Annotated in this window: 15 protein-coding genes; 2 read left to right on the top strand and 13 right to left on the bottom strand. The window is 65.7% G+C overall.

Annotated elements, in window-relative coordinates:
* Positions 1–38: 38 nt before the first annotated feature.
* Together AOP73_RS07565 and AOP73_RS07560 are read left to right on the top strand one after the other, a co-directional pair.
* On the top strand, positions 39–434 hold the full coding sequence (locus AOP73_RS07565) for a hypothetical protein (protein ID WP_061964371.1): 396 nt from the start codon (positions 39–41) through the stop codon (positions 432–434).
* Positions 435–525: 91 nt separating this feature from the next.
* On the top strand, positions 526–921 hold the full coding sequence (locus tag AOP73_RS07560) for a hypothetical protein (RefSeq protein ID WP_061964369.1): 396 nt from the start codon (positions 526–528) through the stop codon (positions 919–921).
* A gap of 64 nt (positions 922–985) precedes the next feature.
* Here AOP73_RS07560 and AOP73_RS07555 read toward each other — a convergent pair whose 3' ends face one another.
* The 13 genes from AOP73_RS07555 to AOP73_RS07495 form a co-directional block, all read right to left on the bottom strand.
* Entirely contained in the window at positions 986–1,222 is a 237-nt protein-coding gene (locus AOP73_RS07555) for a KH domain-containing protein (protein WP_061964368.1), read from the bottom strand.
* Positions 1,223–1,224: 2 nt separating this feature from the next.
* Positions 1,225–1,770, bottom strand: coding sequence for a 30S ribosomal protein S16 (gene rpsP / locus AOP73_RS07550; RefSeq protein ID WP_061964366.1), 546 nt, complete (start codon positions 1,768–1,770; stop codon positions 1,225–1,227).
* A gap of 270 nt (positions 1,771–2,040) precedes the next feature.
* Positions 2,041–2,814, bottom strand: a complete 774-nt coding sequence (locus tag AOP73_RS07545; RefSeq protein ID WP_084626650.1) for an FAD:protein FMN transferase — start codon at positions 2,812–2,814, stop codon at positions 2,041–2,043.
* A gap of 3 nt (positions 2,815–2,817) precedes the next feature.
* Positions 2,818–3,315 (bottom strand): FMN-binding protein, encoded by a 498-nt coding sequence (locus AOP73_RS07540; protein ID WP_061964362.1) that lies wholly within the window; start codon positions 3,313–3,315, stop codon positions 2,818–2,820.
* A 2-nt stretch (positions 3,316–3,317) separates the two neighbouring features.
* Positions 3,318–4,676, bottom strand: a complete 1,359-nt coding sequence (locus tag AOP73_RS07535) for a ferredoxin reductase family protein (RefSeq protein ID WP_061964360.1) — start codon at positions 4,674–4,676, stop codon at positions 3,318–3,320.
* Between the two features lie 61 nt (positions 4,677–4,737).
* A complete protein-coding gene (locus AOP73_RS07530) occupies positions 4,738–5,871 on the bottom strand; it encodes an amidohydrolase family protein (RefSeq protein ID WP_061964358.1) in 1,134 nt (377 codons plus the stop codon).
* Positions 5,872–5,878: 7 nt separating this feature from the next.
* Positions 5,879–7,474 carry a signal recognition particle protein gene (ffh, locus tag AOP73_RS07525; RefSeq protein WP_061964356.1) on the bottom strand — a complete coding sequence of 532 codons (1,596 nt, stop codon included), beginning with the start codon at positions 7,472–7,474 and terminating at the stop codon, positions 5,879–5,881.
* A gap of 28 nt (positions 7,475–7,502) precedes the next feature.
* Positions 7,503–9,380, bottom strand: a complete 1,878-nt coding sequence (locus AOP73_RS07520) for a [protein-PII] uridylyltransferase family protein (protein WP_084626648.1) — start codon at positions 9,378–9,380, stop codon at positions 7,503–7,505.
* Between the two features lie 23 nt (positions 9,381–9,403).
* Entirely contained in the window at positions 9,404–9,742 is a 339-nt protein-coding gene (locus AOP73_RS07515; RefSeq protein WP_061964354.1) for a P-II family nitrogen regulator, read from the bottom strand.
* 2 nt (positions 9,743–9,744) lie between these two features.
* Positions 9,745–10,977, bottom strand: coding sequence for an ammonium transporter (locus tag AOP73_RS07510; protein ID WP_061964352.1), 1,233 nt, complete (start codon positions 10,975–10,977; stop codon positions 9,745–9,747).
* A 202-nt stretch (positions 10,978–11,179) separates the two neighbouring features.
* Positions 11,180–12,088 carry a DUF2510 domain-containing protein gene (locus tag AOP73_RS11895; RefSeq protein WP_061964350.1) on the bottom strand — a complete coding sequence of 303 codons (909 nt, stop codon included), beginning with the start codon at positions 12,086–12,088 and terminating at the stop codon, positions 11,180–11,182.
* Positions 12,089–12,097: 9 nt separating this feature from the next.
* Positions 12,098–13,258 (bottom strand): signal recognition particle-docking protein FtsY, encoded by a 1,161-nt coding sequence (gene ftsY / locus AOP73_RS07500; RefSeq protein ID WP_061964348.1) that lies wholly within the window; start codon positions 13,256–13,258, stop codon positions 12,098–12,100.
* Positions 13,259–13,302: 44 nt separating this feature from the next.
* The gene (locus AOP73_RS07495; protein ID WP_061964346.1) at positions 13,303–13,599 is read right to left on the bottom strand and encodes a hypothetical protein; all 297 of its coding nucleotides are present in this window, start codon (positions 13,597–13,599) and stop codon (positions 13,303–13,305) included.
* Positions 13,600–13,650: the final 51 nt, after the last annotated feature.

The following is a 13,650-nucleotide window of genomic DNA, read 5'->3' as shown; positions in this document are numbered from 1 at the left end:
TCGAAAAAACGTCATCGTGCCTGAAAAAGGGGAGAGTCATGAGTTCGACAGCAGTACGTCCAGGTAGCGTCACCCTCGTCGTCGTGTTGATGTGGCTCTCCGCACTCGGCAGTGCAGTGGGTGGCGGGCTCCTACTGTGGGCCGTCGCGAATCCCAGTAGTGCGACCGCGGACGGCGATGGCGCCCTCTACGGGTGGATCTCGCTGGGCATTGGACTGTTCATGGCGATCCTCGCCGTCGCGCTGTCCGGTGGGTCGCGCCTGGTGCGTTTCCTCGTTATTGCGACAATGGCGATTCGGGCCGTCCTGGACGTCTACGCCTTGGTCAGTGTCGAGGACGCCAACGTCATCGTGCTCGTCGTCTCGTTGCTCTTCGCACTCGGCATCATCGCGTTCCTGACCACCAAGCGCGCCTCAGCGTTCTTCCGCCGCTAACGCGCCTCGTAACCACTGATTTTCCCCGTGCGCAGCGGCGCTGGCGGCAGTACTATCGAGAAAACGGCACCGTGCCGAAACGGGGAGAATCATGAGTTCAGTCGCAACTCGTCCAGCGAGTGTCACCTTTGTCGTGGTCCTGATGTGGATCTTCGCCCTTGGCAGCATCGTCGGTGGCGTGCTCGTCCTCACGCGCCAGATAGATCTGTCTGCTGCCGAGAGTGGCGGCGACGGCACGGCCTATGCGTGGGGTTCCATCTTCTTTGGCGTCATTATGGCGTTGCTGGCGATGGCGCTCGCACGCGGATCTCGCATCATGCGAGTACTCATCATCATCGTGATGCTGGTTCGCATTGCCACGGACGTGTACGCGTGGTTCGCCGTGAGCAATCCGCCGGTCTTCCAACTGGGGTTGTCCATTGCGTTCGCGCTACTGATCATCCTGCTGCTGTCGACCAAGCGTGCGGGAGAGTTCTTCCGCCGCTAGCGGGCACTCTGCTCCGCGGGTGGTGTTGCGTACCCGGGGGTGGTGCTGGAGCGCGGGTAGCCGGTTAGCGCGGGGCTACGTCCACAATATTGACCCTCACGTCGTCGCGGGCAATGGCCTCCACGACGGTGCGGATGGCGGACGCCGTGCGTCCGCGACGACCAATCACGCGGGGAAGGTCGTCGGGGTGAACCACCACGTTGAGCGTGGTTCCCCGACGCCCGGAGCGCTCGGTGACGCGCACGTCGTCCGGGTTGCGGACGATGCTACGGACCAGGTACTCCAGGGCGTCGAGGGTCACGGTTACTTCTCCTCGGCCTCTGCGGCGTCGGCGGCAGGCGCCTCTTCAGCGGCGGCTTCCTCTGCAGGAGCCTCCTCTGCCTCGGCGGCCTTTGCCTCGTCAGCGGCCCTGGCCTCTGCTGCGGCAGCCTCTTCGGCAGCCTTAGCTTCTGCTTCGGCTTCCTTCTTGGCCTTTTCGTTCTCCTCGGCCTTGGCGGCCTTGAGCTTCTCGGCGGCGTCAGCGTGAGCCTTGATCTGGTCCTCGGCGCTGGCCTTGCCAGCGGAGAGCTCAACGGTGCTCTTGGCGTTCTTGTCACCCTGGTGGATGCCCATGTCGCCCGTGAGGGTCAGCAGCTTGCGCACCTGGTCGGAAGGCTGTGCGCCAACCGAGAGCCAGTACAGCGCGCGCTCGGAGTTGATCTCGATGATCGAGGGGTTGTTCAGCGGGTGGTAAATGCCGATCTCTTCGAGGGCCTTACCGTCGCGCTTCGCGCGGCCGTCCATGACGACGACGCGGTAGAAAGGCGCCTTCTTCTTACCAAAACGCTTCAGACGAATCTTGACAGCCATAGCTGTATCTCCTTGTTATTCGGTGTGAGCCGGCACCCATCGTCCGGGGAAATCGGACGATGTCGCTAGCAAGACGAATTGGTTCATGTGGGTTAGAGGGCCACAATCACCAGCGCCCTATTGTGCCAGATCGCCAGGGCACTGGGCAACCACAGCACACACGCCGGCCGATGCTGGGGCTGGCTTTCCTGGCCCGCACACTACTCGAAGGAGCCGGGGACCTCGGCGTCGAGCCTGAAGGCTGTTCCACGTACCGCACTGGGAGGGTGTCTAGGGGGCAATCCGCGGCCACCCGGGACTGCGCTCCGCGAAGATCTTGCCCTCGCGCGCCGAGCACGTCAGCACATGCAACCCCTCGGCTTGCGCCGCGAGCGCGACCTTGCGTCCTCCCGCCATGATGGCCGTCGCCCACGCATCGCACTGCACCACATCGCCTCCGGCCACAGAGACCTGCGCGTAGTGGTGTGCCGCGCTTCCCCGGCGTGGGTCCCAGATGTGTGCTCCGCTGTGAGCCGTACCCGAGGTGGCCACAGCAACAGCAGTGCCGAGCTCGATCGCGTCGACAGTGGCGCCAGTACCGCGCGGGTCTGCGATGCCTACACGCCACGGCGCCGTGGCATCCGGCCGCCCCTGGGCGGACACGTCACCGGCACATCCCCACAGCCACGCCGATGCTCCCAGGAGTGGGAACCGCCATCGCACCCGTTCCATGGCCCAGGTTTTGACGATGCCGGTGGGGTCGATCACCCCATCGGGGCGGCGGGCATCAAAAGCCCCGCCCGTCTCGTCGCGGTACTTTTCGCACAGGTCGAGCACCTCCGCGACGGCGGGCACACAGTCGCCGATGCTGGCCTCGCCACGCCCCAGCCGTGACAGTTCGGAGTCGGGCTTGTAGAGGCTAAAGATGGAGTCCGCCCACTGCAGGTCGGACTCGATAAAGGGCATCACCGTGTCGAGGGCGTCGTCGGATACGGATGCCGGCACGTCCAGCGTGAAGTCCATGGTCATCGCGGTGACTACGCGACGCTTGAGTGATTCCCTCATGGCCTATAGGCCGGCGTCGTCGAACGCGCCCTGTGCGGATTCGACCATTGCCGGCGAGGTGAACGAGGCGCCGCTGACGTAGTCCACGTCCCAGTCCTGGGCCTCCAGGATCTCCTCGCGAAGAATAGGCAGTGCCCTGGCGTTAATGGAAACGGACTCGGCGGCCTCGGTGCCCGCCGCGAGGAACTCCACGTCGGTCACCACTGCGTCGACCACCACGATCTGCAGTTGGTAGTCCCCGCGGATGTTGGTGACGACGGGGCCTGGGTAGGTGCCGTCCGCGGCTTCCTCGCTGACGTCCGGGGGCGTTGAGGTTTCGGGTACGGGCGAGGTGTCGGGAGCCGCGGTGGCTTCAGTGGTGGGCTGGTCGGTCGCACCCGAGGCCGTCTCCGCACCCGGGTCGGTGAGTTCCAGAACCGCCGCCTCGGGCGCCGCCGCGAATCCTGCACCTAGGATCACCACGGAGGCTCCGCCCACCATGAGCTTTCTCGATGTCTTCATCTCTACCACCCAAACTCTTCGCGATGTATTGCCTCGGCGGGCACGCCAGCCGCGGCAGCATCGGCCGCAACGACCGTCGACCAACCGGGCGGGCCACAGACATAGACGTCGGTGGCGGCGGGATCGGCAACGAACTGGCCGATGCTCGCCGGCAACTCAGCGGTACCCCAGGTCGCACCGCGTTGGCCCTCGAGCACGTGCAGCGTGGCGCCTCTGGCGTTTGCGAGTTCCTCCACCTCGTCGAGCAACGGCGCCTCGGCGCGCGAGCGCACCCGCACCACCACCGTGCAGTCATCGCCGGGCTCGACGGCCTCAAGCATGGAACGTACCGGGGTGATGCCGATGCCCGCGCTGACCAGCAGGAGTGCCGACTTGGCGCGCCGCGAGTGGGTAAAGATGCCGAGCGGACCCTCAATCATCACGCGTGTCCCGACCGGCACCTCCGCCACGCGTCCGGACCCATCTCCCGAGGCCTTCACGGTGATCCGGAGGCGGTCGCCGGGTGCCGCGGACAGCGAATAGGGGTGCGACTGCCAGCGCAGCCCAGGACTGAGGAAGCGCCACAGAAAGAACTGACCAGCCTGGGCGCGCAATCGGGCCACGTCGCGCCCGGCGATTGTGACGGACGTCGAGCCGTCCCCCAGCGTGTCGACGGACTCGACAGTGAGGTGATGCCTGCCGGTCAGGAGCAGCGGGCGTATCAGTCGATAGACGACGAACGAACCGATGCTCACGGTCCACAACGCTGCCCAGAACCACCACGCCACGCCCCCGCCTACAAAGGTGGTCCCCTCGAGGAACTGGTGCGGGACGGCGAAGGCCACACCCACATAGACCAGCAGGTGGACCGCGTGCCAGCGTTCGTATCGCCAGCGCAACCGGACAGCCGTGAGCGACGTCACCAGCACCACCAGGAAGCTCACGGACGCGATCTGCGCGAATAGCATGAACCAGCCGTAGTCCTGCCACCTGATGGTCTGCTCAACGAATGATCGGTCGTCGAAGGCCGCGGTCGTCGCCGTCATCAGGATGAGGTGCACAAACATCAGCAAGATCGCTACCTTGCCCAGACGGGTGTGCTTGGCGATCGCACGGTCGTGACCAATGACCTTCTCGATCCACGGTGCCCGCGAGGCCAACAACACTTGCGTCATCATCATCACCGCGGCGACGATGCCGATGGCGCGACCCAACGTGTTCCACCAGTTCGCAGCGGTCGCCACGGTAAATCCGCCGCTGGCGATCATGAACGCAATGCCGGTGATCGCAGCAAGCCACATCGCGGCCTCCAACGCGTCGGACCATACGCTCCGTCGGGCAGCGCGATTCGCGCGTTCACGCCCCACGTCGATTGCGGACATATGGTCCTCCTAGGTATGAAGACGGTTCGTCTACGAGCGCCGTGCGGATTGCACGGTCTCGCTAGGCTCCGGATCCTGCACTCGCCACGACGCTTCCCCGCAGCACAATGGTCGCGGGCTCACGCAAGGCAGTGATGTCTCGGCGCGGGTCGCGTGGGTAGATCACTAGATCCGCGCTGGCGCCCTCGGTGAGGCCACGTGCACCCAGGAAATGCCTGGCTGACCAGGAGGCCGCGGCGACGACCTCGGCAGCGGGAATGCCCGCCTCGACCATCAGCTCGGCCTCCTCGGCGATCGCGCCGTGGCCGATGGTGCCGCCGGCATCGGTGCCTACCAACAGCGTCAGTCCCGCGTCACGGAAGGCCCTCACTTGAGCGAAACGATTGTCGTACATGCGCTGCATGCGCTCGGCATAGGCAGGAAACTTGGCTCTCCCCTGGGCCGCGTAGTTCTCGAAGTTGGCCACCTGCAGCAGGGTGGGCACCACCGGCACCCCGGCTGCCGCGGCCCGCTCCATCTGCCCGCGAGTCATGCCCGTGCCGTGCTCGATGCAGTCGATGCGTGCGTCCAGCAGAGGGTCGATGCTCTCCGTGGCGAACGTGTGGGCCGTCACCCGAACCCCCAACGCATGGGCGGCGGCGATGGCCTCCGCAAGCAGGTCAGCGGGCCACAGCGGTTCCAGGTCACCGGTGTCGCGGTCAATCCAGTCAGAGATGATCTTGACCCAGCCGTCGCCGCGCTTGGCCTCCTCAACCACCACGCGCACCAAGTCCTCCACCTCGATCTCGCGGCCGTAGCCGCGCAGGTAGCGCTTGGGACGGGCGATGAAGCGACCCGCGCGAATCAGCCGCGGCAGGTCCTCATGGGCCTGGACAAAGGAATTGTCGATGGGTGACCCGGCGTCCCGAATCAGCAGCGTGCCAGCATCGCGGTCCACAGTGGCCTGCTTGAGCGCGAGTTCCGGGTCGACGGCTCCACCCGAGTCCAGCCCGACGTGACAGTGGACGTCCACCAGCCCGGGAATCGCCACCCCGGAAATCTCCACCCAGGGTTCGTTCTGCGTCGTGGTGCCGCTAGCCCCAGCATCGGCCGTCACTGGCCGCGTGAACGTAATGTGACCGTCCTCCACCCACGCCTCATCGTGCTGCGTGGCGGCGTCGACCACCACGGTGCCGGTCAGATGAAGGCGGGCCACAGGGCGCCTAACGTCCCAGGTACTTGCCGAGGTCGGCGTTCAACTGGGTCGGGTCCACGTCCTTGGGCTCCGGCGCGGTGCCCAGGCCGAACGCGCTGCCCGCGGGCGCCGAGTTCGCCCCTGACTTGGCCGCGGCCTCCTGCTGAGCGCGCTTGGCCGGGTTGCCGCTCTTGCCCTTGACCTTGCGCTGGGGGGCCTGCTTGCCGCGAGACTTCTTGCCGCCGGGCATGCCGCCGTACGCACCCGGACCTCCGCCGGCACCGGGCATCTGCGGCATCCCGCCGCCCTTGCCAATGGCACGCATCATCTGCTGGGCGTCGCCAAAACGCTTGACCAAGGTATTGATCTGGGCGACCGACGTTCCGGAACCCTTGGCGATGCGCAGGCGGCGCGAGCCGTTCAGGATCTTGGGATTGTCACGCTCGGCGGGAGTCATCGACTGGATCATCGCCTCGGTCCGCACCAGCTCCGCCTCGTCGAAGTTGTCGATCTGGTCGCGCATCTGACCCATGCCCGGAAGCATGGTCAGCATCTTCTTCATGGAGCCCATGTTCTTGAGTTGCTGCATCTGGCTCAGGAAGTCGCTGAGGGTGAAATCTTCCCCCTTGGCGACCTTATCCGCCATGCGCTTGGACTCATCCTCATCGAAAGCCTTCTCGGCCTGTTCGATGAGCGACAGCACGTCACCCATGTCCAGGATGCGCGAGGCCATACGGTCGGGGTGGAACACCTCGAACTCGTCGAGCTTCTCACCGGTGGAGGCGAACATGATGGGTCGGCCGGTGACCTCTGCGACGGACAGTGCGGCACCACCGCGCGCGTCACCGTCTAGCTTGGTGAGCACGACGCCCGTGAAGTCCACGCCATCTTGGAACGCCTTGGCCGTGTTGACCGCGTCCTGACCGATCATCGAGTCGATGACGAACAGGACCTCGTTGGGCTCAATTGCCTTGCGGATGTCCCCCGCCTGCTTCATGAGCTCGGCGTCAACACCAAGGCGGCCGGCGGTGTCGACAATCACCACGGAGTGCTGCTTGGCCTGGGCCTCCTTGAGACCCTTCTTGGCGACCTTGACGGGGTTGCCCCGCTGCTTCTCGCCCTCGCGGGTGACACCGGGCTCGGGGGCAAACACCGGCACGCCAGCACGCTCACCGACCACCTGGAGCTGCGTGACGGCGTTGGGGCGCTGGAGGTCGGCGGCCACGAGCAGCGGCGTCTGCCCCTGCTGCTTGAGGTTGTGCGCAAGCTTTCCGGCCAGCGTGGTCTTTCCGGCACCCTGCAGACCCGCAAGCATGATGACCGTGGGGCCGTTCTTCGCGAACTTGAGGTTGCGGGTTTCGCCACCCAGGATCGCGACGAGCTCCTCGTTAACGATCTTGACGACCTGCTGGCCCGGATTGAGGGCCTCGGAGACTTCCATGCCGAGCGCGCGCTCGCGGATGTTGCCAGTAAAGGTACGGACCACGGGAACGGCGACGTCGGCATCGAGCAAGGCGCGACGGATTTCACGAATGGTGCCGTCGATGTCGGCCTCGGAGAGGCGTCCCTTCCCGCGCAGGTTGCGGAAGGTCGATGTCAGACGGTCGGAGAGGTTTGCGAACACTGGTGCCCTTTCAGAAAAGACTTGCGTTCTAGCCTACCTGGGGCGGCACCTGGGCTTGGTCCACGATTCCTGGATCCACGGCTGGCGGGTCAAGATCGGCCGATGCCGGGGGGAGGTTCTCACCGTCCAGGTGGCCGTGGGTGAGGGCTTGCTTGGCACGGTGCGTCAAGTCAGAGATGAGCGTCTCGCGCCAGGTCGTCCAGGCCTTGGGGCCAGCCGCCTTGGCGTCTGCCTCGGTGAGTGCGCGGAGCACCTCGAGCAGGTCCTCGCGTCCCTCGACGGCGGCAAGCAGGTCAGCCACGGTCTGCGGGTCGTCCAGGTCCCGCGTGGTGGCGAACTGCGCGAGGGTCAGGTGCTGGCGCACGAGGACCTCGATGTCGTGCGCGAAGTCTTTTGACAACCCAAGGCGGTTCGCGATGCTGGGAATCAGGTCTGCGCCGTCGAGTGAATGGTTGGTCGCCCCGGCGCGCTTGCCGATGTCGTGCAGCCACGCGGTGAACACCAGCAGATCTGCGTCCTCGACGTGCCTGCGCGCCTTACCCGCGAGCACCACCGCCTCGATGGAGTGACGGTCCACGGTGTAGCGGTGCACGGGACTGCGCTGAGGACGGTTGCGCACCCCCTCCCACTCGGGCAGCCACCGCACGGCGAGCCCCGCGAGGTCGATCGCCTCCCACACGGACACCAGATGCGCGCTCGCTCCCAACAGGTCGCGGAGGTACTCGAGGGCCTCGTGAGGCCACGGCTCCGGCAGGTCCGGGCACTTCTCCAGGGTGACCAGCAGGTTCGGGGTGAAGGTGAGCCCGGTCTGTGCGGCCGTTGCGGCGGCGCGCAACGGCAACAGTGCATCGGCGGTCGCGTCATAGTCCGGCGCGAGGGCGAGCTCACCGTCCACATCGATCAGTCCGGTAGCCACCGGTACGTGACGGGGCGGGCCGCCACGGCGGCGAGCCTTCCATCCTCGCGAGCCAATGCCGGAGCGCTCAAGCGAGCGGCGAGCGCCTCGCTCCGTCGTGTCCAGCGCATAGGCGATGGTGCGGCCGGCCTCGGCAAGCTTGGCCAGCACGTCGTCGGCATCGGACTCGCCCAGTAAGTCCGCGACGTCGCCCGCGATGTGACGGCCCAGCACGTTCTGCGGCCGCTCCGTCACGGTCTGAATCGCGTCACGGACGTCCAGAAGGTAGTTGCCAGCAGCATCGACCGCGCCGTGGGGTTTGTCGGTCAGCCAGGTGGCGGACAGCGCCTTGAGGCTCATCCAGTCGCGCAGTCCACCACGGGACTCCTTGAGGTGCGGCTCGATCAGGTAGGCGAGCTCGCCATGCCGTTCGGCACGGGCGCGGGAATTGCTGAGAAGTTCAGGGAAGCGCTTCCGTGCTGCCGAGCGCCAGTCCTGGTAGATCGCGGCGCGTGCCTGCTTGGCGAGGGCGTCATCGCCGGCGATGGCCTGCAGGTCGAGCAGCCCGGCTGCAGCGGCAAGATCCTTGGACGCCACCTGGCGACACTCGGTGATTGACCGCATCGAGTAGTCGAGCTCAAGGCCAGCGTCCCAGATGGGATACCAGAGGCGCTCCGCGAGGTCGGCCAGCTCCTCCTTCGAGAAGGTGTTGCCGTCGTGGATCAGCACCAGGTCGAGGTCGGATTCGGGTCCCGCGTCGCCGCGTCCGATGCTGCCCACGGCGCCAAGCGTCGCACCCTCGGTGAGGCCGTCGGTGATCAGGTTCCAGTGCTCGGCGAGGCGGGTGAACGCGAGTCCGGACAGTGCAAGGCGTCGGGCCGGGCCCGACACCTTGTCACGGTAAAGCTCGGCGGCGAGTTCGCGCCGCTCACGCTTGAGGTCCCGCACCCCAGAAGGATGCGGGACCTCAGCGTGGGAGCCATCGCGAGCGTCGCTAGCGTGGGGCTCCATTGGTGTGATGTGTAGCGGTGCGGTTACAGCGCGTCTGCGCCGTGCTCGCCGGTACGGACGCGAGCCACGTCGTCGACGGGCACCGTCCAGACCTTGCCGTCACCGATCTTGCCAGTCTGTGCGGCGGAGACGATGGCCTCCGTCACGACCGCAGCATCGGCGTCCTCAACGAGGATCTCAAGACGAGTCTTGGGAACCAGGTCGACCGTGTATTCGGCACCGCGGTAGACCTCGGTGTGGCCCTTCTGGCGACCGTAGCCGGCTGCCTCGGAGACCGTCACACCCTTGACACCGGCGGCCTCGACGGCTGCACGAACTTCGTCAACGCGGTGCGGCTGAATGATTGCTGTGACTAGCTTCATAGTTACTTAGCCTCCTCGTATGCGGTCTCGCCGTGTTCGGCGAGGTCGATTCCGGCAACTTCGATCTCCTCGGAGACTCGGAAGCCCATGGTGTGCTTAATTGCCAGACCAATGATCAGCGTAGCGACTGCGGAGTAGGCGATGGTGACGCCGGCCGCAACGATCTGGGCCCAGAGGCCGCCGAAGCCGCCCCCGAGGAACAGTCCGTCCCAGGCACCGAACGTGGTGGTACCGATAAGACCGATGGCCACGGTGCCCCAGAGACCAGAGACCAGGTGGACACCCACGACGTCGAGCGAGTCGTCATATCCGAACTTGTACTTCAGGCCAACGGCGAGCGACGAGAACACACCGGCGAGAACACCGATGACCAGCGCGCCCCACGGGTCCACCGCGACTGCGGCAGGCGTAATGGCGACCAGACCAGCGACCACACCGGACGCGGCACCAAGCGAGGTGGCCTTGCCGTCGCGGATCTTCTCAACGAGCAACCAACCGAGGATGGCGGCAACCGTTGCTGCGGTGGTGTTCACCCAGGCGGCGGCAGCCGAGTCGTCGGCGGCGAAGGCCGAACCGGCGTTGAATCCGAACCAGCCGAACCAGAGCAGTGCTGCACCGATCATGACGAAGGGAAGGTTGTGAGGCTTGAAGGGCTCCTTGCCGAAGCCCTTGCGGACACCGAGCAGAAGCGCGAGAACCAGGCCGGCGACACCAGCGTTAATGTGCACCACGGTTCCACCGGCGAAGTCCTGGGGGAACCAGTCTTCGTTGAAGATTGGACCTGCGTCGCTGAGGATTCCGCCGCCCCAGACCCAGTGCGAGACGGGCGAGTAGACGAGGATCGCCCACAGGAAGGAGAAGACGAGCCAGGCGCTGAACTTGGCGCGGTCGGCGATCGACCCCGAGATCAGCGCGACGGTGATGATGGCGAAGGTAGCGCCGAAGCCTGTCGAGATGAGTGCCTCGCCGTCACCGGAGACCCAAGAGGCGTTGAGGAAGAGGTCCGAGGTGGGGTTTCCGAAGAGCCCTCCCGCCATCGACTCGCCTACTGAAATGCCGTTTCCGACGAAGATCCAAGCCACGCCGACGACTGCCATCGCGCCGAAGCTCATCATCATCATGTTCAGGACTGACTTGCTTCGCGACATGCCACCGTAGAACAACGCCAGTGCAGGCGTCATCAGTAGCACGAGTGAAGCGGAAGTCAGCAGCCATGCAATGTTGCCGCTATCCATGTTCCGTTTTCTCCTTTTCCCAGCCACTCGGCTAGTCAAGAAACAGAGTCGCGTAGAACTGTTTCGCGCGAACGGCCCCAATGTTTCGGGAGCGTTACAAACGAGCCACTGCGGTAAAAGGTGTGTTGCGAGGGGGGCGAAATACGGACATTCCGCATGGCGAGTCGCGGGCGCAGTTACCCGGCGCGTCGGTAGCGAACGGCTAGTCCTCGGGGTACTCGAGCGAATCGAACAGCCATTCGCCGTCGATGTTCACGAGGGTGTAGACCGCCTCGCCGCCATAGAACTCGCCGTCCAGGGCATACGTCTCGTAGGCCGTCAGTGTGGCGTGACTGCCCAGGATGTCACCCGACTCGGGGGTGCCCTCAAACCCGGTCTCCTCCTCGTCGAGGTTAAACACATCGACGCACGACGTGGGGTCGAGCCCGAGCGACTCGAAGTAGTTGGGGGTCGTCACGGCCATGAGCGCGGGGCAAGAGTCTTCGCGGTACGCGGCGTCGAGTTCCCAATAGACGGACTCGAGCTCGTAGGGCAACGCCGCGGCGTAGGGGTCCTCAAAGTCGTCGAAGACCGAGTCGTTGAGGTCCGCCGCGCCACGAACCGCGACCACGATCAGCACAATGACGCCGACGATCACACCAATGACGGCGAGAACACCCACAATGATGAGCGCGAGCCCCCAGCCGGGGAGTTTCTTTCGCGGCGCAGACGCTGCGGCGTGGTGGGCATCTTGACGCGGCGGCATAGCGAACGGGTCGGAATAGGCGCCAACCTGACCGTCGGCGTACGTCGGCCCGGCATGCTCGTGCGTTCCGGGTGCATCGGCCCACGACTGAGGCGCGTAGCTCTGCGGGGTCGCTGCCGCCGAGGGTTGCGCGGGGCCGAAGCCCTGAGCGGGCGGTGAGGCTTGCTGAGCATCGACGGCCTGCTCGGCGAGCGGAGCCTGCTGGTAGTGCTGAGCCTGCTGCGCGGGTGGGGCCTGACCGGCAGGAGGTGCCGCAGGGGCCGGAGGCACGTACGTGTCCGCGAAGTGCTCGGTCCAGGCTTGGCCGTCCCAATAGCGCAGTCGCCCCGAGCCGTCGTCGTACCAGTTTGCGGGAATCTCAGGCATGGTGCTCCCCTACTCGCCCAGTAGGCCGTCGACGAACTGCTGCGGATCAAATGGAGCCAGGTCGTCGACGCCCTCGCCTAGCCCCAGGAACTTCACGGGCACGCCGAGTTCGCGCTGCACGGCGATGACGATGCCGCCCTTGGCTGTGCCGTCCATCTTGGTCAGAATGATCCCGGTAAGCGGCGCCACCTCGCCAAAGATGCGCGCTTGGCTGAGACCGTTTTGCCCGGTCGTCGCGTCGAGAACCAACAACACCTCGCTGGGCGGGCGCACCTTGGACACCACGCGCACGATCTTGCCGAGCTCGTCCATGAGTCCAGCCTTGTTCTGCAGGCGGCCGGCGGTGTCGACCAGGAGCACGTCCGCCCCATCGGTACGCGTCTTGTCGGCGGCCTCGAAGGCGACCGACGCGGGATCCGCGCCCTCCTTGTGCGAGCGCACGACGGGCACGCCCACGCGAGAACCCCAGGTCTCGAGCTGATCGGCAGCCGCGGCGCGGAACGTATCCGCGGCACCGAGCACCACCGAGTAGTCCTCGGCGACCAGCACGCGAGCAATCTTGCCCACCGTCGTGGTCTTGCCCACTCCGTTGACGCCCACCACGATCGCGGTGGTGCCCTCCGCCGCGCCGGGTGTCCCGAGCGAGAGGGAACGGTCCAGCGTGGGGTCGACGATGTCGAGGAGTGCGTCGTGCAGGGCCCGCTTGGGCTCCACGTCGGGCTCGCGGGTCAGCCGGGTCTTGAGCGCCGCGAGGATGTCGTCCGTGGCGGCCGGGCCCACGTCCGCGAGGAGGAGCGTCTCTTCCAACTCGTCCCAGGCATTGGCGTCGAGTTTGCCGCGTCCAAAGATGGAGAGGAGGCCGGCTCCTAGGCCGCCGCCGAGGCGGGATCGCAGTCGCGCGAAGCGGGCGTCTGGATCCTCGGGACGGTCACCCTTGGGTGCCGGAGGCTGGACGTCTGGCTGTGCTGGCGCGGTGCCTGAGGGAGCCTCGGCACCCGCCGGGGGCGTGGTGACATCATCACTCGGCTTGGCCGGCGGCGTGAATTTATCGAGGTCTCGGCGGTCACGACTCTTCGTGACGAAGACCGCGGCACCCGCGACAAGAATGGCGACGCCGGCAATTGCGGCGACGATTGCGTCCTGGTCACCAGGAATCCATGAAATATCCACGGCGTCAGTGTGTCAGGTGCGAGCCGTTTGCGTCACGTCGACGCTCAGGCTGCGGCGTTTCCCTTGCCGCGCTTGAGCTCTGCTTCGATCGCAGCGGCCACTTCAATTTCGGTGGTGTCGCGGCTGAACTCCTCGAGACGTGACATGTCGGTCACGAGTCGCAGGTTGTTGTCCTCGCGCTCCACATCGGCAAAGAGTTGTTCCTTGCCTCGTTCACCCTCGAGTCCGAGGATGACCCTCAGCAGGTGCTGCCCACGGCCCTCAGCGGCGACGGCCGCGATGAACACGATGGCGGACAAAATAAACGCGATGGTGAGCGTTGACTCCATGTTCGTGAACATTTACCACTCCTTCGGACCTAGACACTTCTCATATAGGACAAATCGTCTCTC

The sequence above is a fragment of the Demequina aurantiaca genome, assembly GCF_000975135.1.
Classification (GTDB): domain Bacteria; phylum Actinomycetota; class Actinomycetes; order Actinomycetales; family Demequinaceae; genus Demequina; species Demequina aurantiaca.
The sequence above is the reverse complement of the archived record's forward strand: the minus strand, read 5'-3'. Positions and strand labels throughout refer to the sequence as shown.